General features: G+C 65.5%; 6 protein-coding genes. 3 read left to right on the top strand and 3 right to left on the bottom strand.

Going from position 1 to position 6879, the window contains the following annotated elements:
• Positions 1-296: helix-turn-helix domain-containing protein (locus tag AC07C1_RS41015; RefSeq protein WP_478947207.1), on the bottom strand; the 296-nt coding region annotated here is incomplete at its 3' end.
• Positions 297-523: 227 nt separating this feature from the next.
• Between AC07C1_RS41015 and AC07C1_RS41010 the strand changes: the two genes are divergently transcribed.
• Positions 524-1246: an MFS transporter gene (locus AC07C1_RS41010; protein WP_478947206.1), complete on the top strand. Its 723-nt coding sequence runs from the start codon at positions 524-526 to the stop codon at positions 1244-1246.
• Positions 1247-1882: 636 nt separating this feature from the next.
• On the opposite strand, the gene AC07C1_RS41005 is transcribed toward AC07C1_RS41010, so the two are convergent.
• Together AC07C1_RS41005 and AC07C1_RS41000 are read right to left on the bottom strand one after the other, a co-directional pair.
• The gene (locus AC07C1_RS41005) at positions 1883-2467 is read right to left on the bottom strand and encodes a hypothetical protein (RefSeq protein WP_478947205.1); all 585 of its coding nucleotides are present in this window, start codon (positions 2465-2467) and stop codon (positions 1883-1885) included.
• A gap of 226 nt (positions 2468-2693) precedes the next feature.
• The gene (locus AC07C1_RS41000; protein ID WP_478947204.1) at positions 2694-3824 is read right to left on the bottom strand and encodes an acyltransferase family protein; all 1131 of its coding nucleotides are present in this window, start codon (positions 3822-3824) and stop codon (positions 2694-2696) included.
• A gap of 553 nt (positions 3825-4377) precedes the next feature.
• Here AC07C1_RS41000 and AC07C1_RS40995 point away from each other — a divergent pair.
• Both AC07C1_RS40995 and AC07C1_RS40990 read left to right on the top strand, forming a co-directional pair.
• Positions 4378-4917: an RICIN domain-containing protein gene (locus AC07C1_RS40995; protein WP_478947203.1), complete on the top strand. Its 540-nt coding sequence runs from the start codon at positions 4378-4380 to the stop codon at positions 4915-4917.
• A 641-nt stretch (positions 4918-5558) separates the two neighbouring features.
• Positions 5559-6122, top strand: a complete 564-nt coding sequence (locus tag AC07C1_RS40990; RefSeq protein ID WP_478947202.1) for an RICIN domain-containing protein — start codon at positions 5559-5561, stop codon at positions 6120-6122.
• Positions 6123-6879: the final 757 nt, after the last annotated feature.

Below are 6879 nucleotides of genomic sequence, written 5' to 3'. Positions count from 1 at the left end.
AACCGTTTGCGCTGCTGGAGCGAGAGCGCGGGCCCGAGGTGGTCGATGATGCGGTCGGCCGCCGACTTGGACACCCCGAACAGTGGGGCAAGTTGACGCAAAGTCAGGTTCGTTCGCCAGTAAGCGGCGACCAGGAGCACGCGGTCCTCCAGTGGCAGGCTCCAGGGCCGGCCCTTGCGCACCGGATCCGCCCCCTCACGCCGGAGCGCGGTGATCAGCTTGCCGAACTGGCGCGGGCTCAGCCCGGTGAACGGGGCTATCCAGGAGGGCTCCGACGCCGTGATCACACCAGACACGACAAGATCATCTCACCCGTGACCAGCAGTTACGGGACAGCCCTTAGCGGAGGTGGCGTGCACCGTCAGAGAAGGACGAGGTGTTTTTACAGGTGCTGACTGAGAATCCGGACGCACCGCCAGGGAGCGCCGTGTCTCCGGGGGCCCATGTTCCGTCGGCCATGTCACGACCATGTCTCTGTCGCACGCCCAGGACCACGGCGGGGCGGGACATAACTTCTGAGCCGATGAGCACAGCCGAGGAGTCGCAGTCGACGGCAATGGAGCGTCGTAACGCTCGCCTGTATCTCACCGGGCTCGGTCTCTCCATGATTGGCGACACCGCACTCAGCCTGGTGGCGGGAATCTGGGCCAAGTCACTCACAGGGAGCAGCGCGCTTGCCGGCTTGACCCAAACCTGCATCTACATCCCGTCGTTGTTCGGGCCACTGGCGGGTTTGCTCGCGGATCGCGTTCCGCGGCAGCGCTTCCTGATCACCGTGAACCTGTGTACAGCGATCGCGGTCGCCTGCCTGCTGTTCGTCAACGGTGAAGAGGACGTGTGGGTGATCTGCGCCGTGATGGTTGCCTACGGCACCTCCCTGGTCCTGATCGATCGTGCCGAGACCGCGCTGTTCGCCCATACGTTCCGGCCGTCGCTGCGTCAGCGGATCAACGGCGTGCGCCTGGGAATGCAGGAAACCGGCCGTCTGGTCTCGCCGTTGTCCGGTGCAGGCCTGTTCACCTGGCTCGGCGGTGGGGCCGTGGCCCTGCTGGACGCCGCCACGTTCGTCGCGGCGGCCGTCGCGACGGCGCTGCTCAAGCCGCCACCCGAACAAGCCCGGCCGCCCCGGACCCGCTGGCGCACCGAGATTCTCGCCGGCGCCGCCCACATCCGCGCCACACCGGCGCTCGCGCGGATCCTCGTCGCTGCGCTGGGGGTCCGATCCGGGCCGACCGTGACCCCCTGACCAGGCCGGCAGGGGGCTGCCTGGGCCGTGCGTTTCTCCTAATCCAGGGTGTAAGCAGCTCGTACCGGGCCCCCGCAAGGAGCCGGCGGGCGGCTTGCCTGGGCAGCGGACGCCTTGGCCCTCTCTAGCCCCTGAGGCTCACTCTGAGACCGGCGCCGTTGCCCACCGATGGATCCGTGGTGGTGACGTGGGCGCCGGGAAGGCCTGAACCGACCCTGGCCGCGAGGCCTCCCTATAGAGCGGCAGCCCGGCGTCTGCGCACCACCACGAGTCCACGCTTGCCGTGAAGCTTCGCGGGGTGACGCGGGCTCCGGGCTGATGCCTCCGTTTCCCCTGGCCGTTCCAGGCCTCGGTCAAGAGCGGCACGGCCCGGTGCCTTCGTGGCCACCGCGAAACCCGCAGCCGCTGACCGGTGTTGATCGTCACGGCGCGAGCCCGCCCCAGGGTCGACCTCTTGTTCCATCCGCGAGCCCGCGAGCTCTGCAGACAGATCGAGCCCCTGGGGTGCGCTGGTGTCGCGAACGGCTACTGAGATGGCGGACCAACGAGTCCTGTGATTAGGGCGCCGCGTGACCCGCACGTGCTCGTGAGCTGCACAAACGGCTGGTCTCCCACCGATGACCAGGAGGGTGGGCGTCAGCCCGTCATCACGGGATTGCCACCGGACGGAGTGATGGCGTACCACTCTTTGTCCTTGCCCTGGCCCTTCATCAGGCCGGCCTTCGTGTCGCCCACGTACCGGTACAGCGGCCAGCCGGTGAGGGTGAGCTGCTTCATGCCGTTGCGGTGGACCGTGCCGAGAAGGCTCTTTTCAACCCCCGAGGTCTGTACGGAGTCGTCCACGATGACGGGCATCCACGTCTGCGTGCACGAACCGGCGCACGTCCACTTGGAGGGAGCCGGCCGGTCCTTGCCATAGCGGTACAGGGTCATCCCCTTGTCGTCGGTGACCACACTGCCCATGCCCTTCATCGCCTTGGCTCTCACCATGGCGGTCACGGCCATGTTTCCGCTCCCGGAGTTGCCGCCGGCGGCCGGTGCGGGGGTCGCGGGATCCGACGCGGCCGTGGCGACCGGGGCGGCGCTGCCGGGATTGGTGCCGGACGCGTTGTCGTTCGAAGAGCCGCACGCTCCCAACAGGAGAGCGGAGACGAGCCCCGCGGCTGAGGCAAGGACGATGCGTTGCGGGATCAAGGGCTCACCCTTCGTCGGGAGTCGCATTTACGTACTCCCTTGTTACGTGGGGTGACTCACCGGGCTCTCAGCCGCTGGTATCACATGACGCAGTCTTGACCATCACCGTGCTCGCTCGACGGAGGGCAGACGCCCACCCACATGCGGACGGTGGCCTGTCAGGCGAGCAGAAGCATCATTTGCGAGCGCCGACTCGCTATCCCGTGCCGGCCCGCCCGGCCGCCTGGCGGTCATAGGATGGACTGACATGTCGTCAATTCTGCGCGGGTTCCTCGCAGAGCCGTTGTCCGTCTTTCGTACTCTTACCGGACCAGCGGTGACGACCTTGCGCAATCAAGGATTTCCAGGATCTGTTCTGCTTAAAGGGCATCTCGAAGATCTGGGAGAACAGCCACGCCCCGAGCACCGAAACCGGCAGGGCCAGGACAAGCGTGAACCAGAATGTCGGCAGACCGGGCGACACGAAATGCGGGGCTACTCGGCGAATTACGGCCATGACGATCGGCAGATGGATCAGGTAGAGACTGTAGGAGAAGCTACCGAGACTCTGAATGGGGCGCGCGGTCAGGAGCCGTACGAGGATGGCGGGCCTGCCGGTGGCAACCGCAGCAAGCAGCATCGTCATGGCGGGAGCGATGGCGAGATCCACCCAGAAGTAGTGGTTCACGGTCCAAACGGAACCCTGTATGAGGCCGAGAGCCAGGACGGGCATGGCGGCCAGTCCGGCGAACCATCCCCACGGCAGGCGTTGAACTCGTTCCGACGCAACGACGACTCCTGCGCCGATCAGGCCTGCAACGAACACGGGAGCGAGATGTGGAGCGAGCCAGTTGTTGCTCTCCACGGGAGATGCGTCAGCCGCCATCAGCCCACGGACGATCACCGGTAGTGTTACGCAGACGATCAGTGCCGTCGCGCTCAACCGCCGCCGCACGAACAGGAAAAGCGGAAAGAGGAGATAGAGTTCGACCTCCACTCCGATCGACCAGAACGCGCCGTTCGGTGTGGGGGCGGTGAACATGTCCTGAGCAACGAGGCCGTACACCAGGATTGACGCGCCGGTCGGTCGTCCGTAGTGCGAAGCCGACACCACGAACCAGGAAATGATCAGGCTCATGGCCAGCGCTGCCCAATACGGAGGCAGGATGCGCCAGGCGCGCCGGCGCAGGAACTCGCCGACGCCACCCGACCGCCAGTCGTGACGCGCCGGGGAGATCGCCAGGGAGAAGCCGGACAGCACCAGAAAGAAGACGACGGCGAGGCGCCCGAACTTCAACCCGTCCAGCCACGCAGGCGCCGAACTGTTGGGAAAGCCCGGGAAGGTATACAACCAGCAGTGGAACAGGACCACATACAGTGCCGCCAGTCCGCGGAGGCCATCCAAACCCGGTACTTGCCGACGGACGCGTGTCCGGCTCGTCCTCTCCTTCTGTCCCGCTGGGGCGGCTCCGTCGAGAGCACTGCTGACTGGACGGCTCGAATCCACTGAAATCGTTCGACCCTTTCTATGGGCACTGTGTATCACACACCACCAACGTCTCGGCGGTCGCCGCACGATGCAACCCGCGACCGGCGCGTGCCCGCCGACCTGTTTCCCTGGCAGTACGCCAGGCGGCACGGTGCCGCCCGCAGTGACTGGTACGTAGCGTCCGGTCGGGCAGTTCAAAAGCCAAGCCGACATGATCCTCGTGTCGCCGGGTGGACCTGTGCTCGCGTAGAGGGGATTCAATCCGGGCCACAAGAACAAGCCAGGGGATCGCTCCTGGAACCGGTCCGCCCGATGAGCAATGATCAGCATCAACGCCTCTGTGGACGCAATCGGCGTACCCGTCGAGTAGTTACTTCCAGCCCAACTGCTCGATGGATCTACCGAATCGTCGCTGGGGGCTGGTTGAGTACTTCCGGCGATGGCAACACATCATGTAAAGGAAACTGTCATGCGCACAACAAGCACCAGAAGGCTGACCGTCACTCTCGCTGGCGCGCTGCTGGCGGTGACCAGTCCGGTGATCGCTCACGCCCAGTCGTCGCAAGGGAGTGACCCGGCGTCGTCCGAGATCAAGCCTGGGTCTTCCCACCTGAAGAACCTCAAGTCCGGCAAATATCTACAGGCCGCGAGCACCGCCAACGGCGCCAAGGTCACCCAGCAGACCTATGACGGTCCCAGCACCCTGCAGCAGTGGGACATCTACACCTTCGACGGCTACTACACGTTGGAGAACGTGGCCGCCGGCAGAAACCTCGGCATCGACGGTGCCAGTACGTCGACCGGTGCGGGGGCCATCATCGCAAACGGGTCCAGCGACCTCAACCAAGACTGGGCGGTGGACTGGACCGCCTACGACGGGGACTACTTCGCACTGAAGAACCGCAAGAGCGGTCTGTGCCTGGGCATTACCGGCGCCAGCACCGCCAACGGCGCACAGGCCGCCCAGTTCAAGTGTGACGGATCAGCCAACCAGGGCTGGGCCTGGTGATGCAACGAGCCGACCGCCATGGGCTCGGTTCGCGGCTTTGCCGACGCCGTCCAGCGGTGTGGGGCCAGTCGGCTCGCTCCAGCCGAGTGAGCCTCCCCGGTGAACGCAAGAGGCCTGTGCCTCGGCATCCCGGGCGTGAGCACCTCCAGCGGCACGCGGTCACACGAATGCTCCGGCGTGCTCCCCACTGAGGTGCTCCTGGTCCTGGCTTGAGCCGTTCTACGCATACGCCGCCGTGATGCCCCGGCCTTCCCCGGTCTGGGCACCACGGCTTGCTCCCAGAGCCGGCGACCCATGGATGGAGGGCCGCCGCCGACGGCTCGGACCTCACCCCACAGCCCGCCACCCACCCGCAGGGAGGGCGAACTCAAGTCGACGCCAACGGCCGGAGGCCAGGCGTAGCCCATCTGTAACTCCGGGTACAAGCCGCAGCATGTCGCAGGCGCGAATCCCCCGCGACGCGGTGATCAGCGCCAACGCCCCTGCGGACACCTCCGCCACCCCTCGTCAAGCAGTCACTTCCAGTCGAAATGTTCAAATGATCTAGCGAACCTTCACCCCGGGTTGGTTGAGTTACCGACGCAACGACAGAACTCAACACAGGGGAACGTGTCATGCGCACAACACGCACAAGGAATGCCGTGACCGCGGTGCTCGCCGGCACGCTGCTGGCGGTGGCCAGTCCGGCGGTCGCTCACGCACAGTCGTCGCAGAGCGTCGACTGGGATCAGCCCATACCGACCTCGAAGGTCCTCGACGGCAGCCTCTTAAACCTCAGGGCTTCCGGCATTGGGATCGGGAACCTCAAGTCCAAGAAGTTCCTCCAGGCCAACAGCACGGCCAACGGTGCGCGAGTCGTCCAGCAGCCGGGGAACTCGGCCAACACGCTGCAGAACTGGGATGCTGTCAACGACAGCCCTTACACCAGTTTCGAGAACGTCGCCGCCGGGAGAAACCTCGGCGTCGACGGTGCCAGCACGTCGGCCGGTGCGGGGGCCATCATCGCGAACGGCTCCGGCGACGCCAACCAGGACTGGAAGCTCGTCCCGGTCTCTGGCTACCCCGACGGTTACTTCGCGATGAAGAACCGCAAGAGCGGTCTGTGCCTCGGCATCTCCGGCGCCAGCACCGCCAACGGTGCACAGGCCGCCCAGTTCGCCTGTGACGGGTCGGCCAACCAGGGCTGGGCCCTGTTCAATCCCTGATCGCCAGCGGTAAGCGTTCCCGGCCGTGTCATCTGTGTGGCGCGGCCCGGAAAGTCGGCCCGACTCAGGACGGTAACAACGGCTGACAAGGACGATGGATCGGTATTGTGTGCGATGTGCCGGTTCGGTGTCAGTGACGGCATGTCAGGCTGGGTTGCTTCCCATGTGTGGCCGACCTCCCGTGAGGGTGGCCGGCCACAGTTGTTGGTGCAGGTCAGCGGCGGCGTTTGCGCTGGCTCTGCGCGAACTGGATGATCGGCCGCCGATCTCCATTGCCTCGCAGACGGTCTGAGGTCAGGGACAGGCCTCTCTATTGCGACCTCGATCGAGCGGACCGCGTATCCGCGGTTCAAGCGCGGATCAAGCGGTAGGACCGCATGAGCTGCATCCGTTCTTCGCCTGTGAAACGCGGCACCCTTCGTTGATCACGCTGCGGTTTCATGTTTCATCGGCGGCCATGTGGCCGACCTCTTCGCCGGAGTCCGGTGTGACGCCGACTGGGCGAAACGCCTGAAGCCGTCCGTCCTTGACGAGGCCCGCTACGCCTTCGACGCGCATATGAAGGGCGACAAGGAGCCGATGAAGGACTTCCCGCGCCGCTGCATGCGCCTGTGGCCGGTGCTGGAGACGAATCGGGCGGGTTCCCCCAGTCGCCCAACAAGGAGCCTTTTCCAAGCTGGCGGTGTTGACCGCGAGTTGGACAGTCCTGCGCAACGACGAAGCTCCTGGTAGACGGGTTCTCGACCAAGATCGCCCG

This window comes from Streptomyces sp. NPDC045022 (assembly GCF_056432605.1).
The sequence above is the reverse complement of the archived record's forward strand: the minus strand, read 5'-3'. Positions and strand labels throughout refer to the sequence as shown.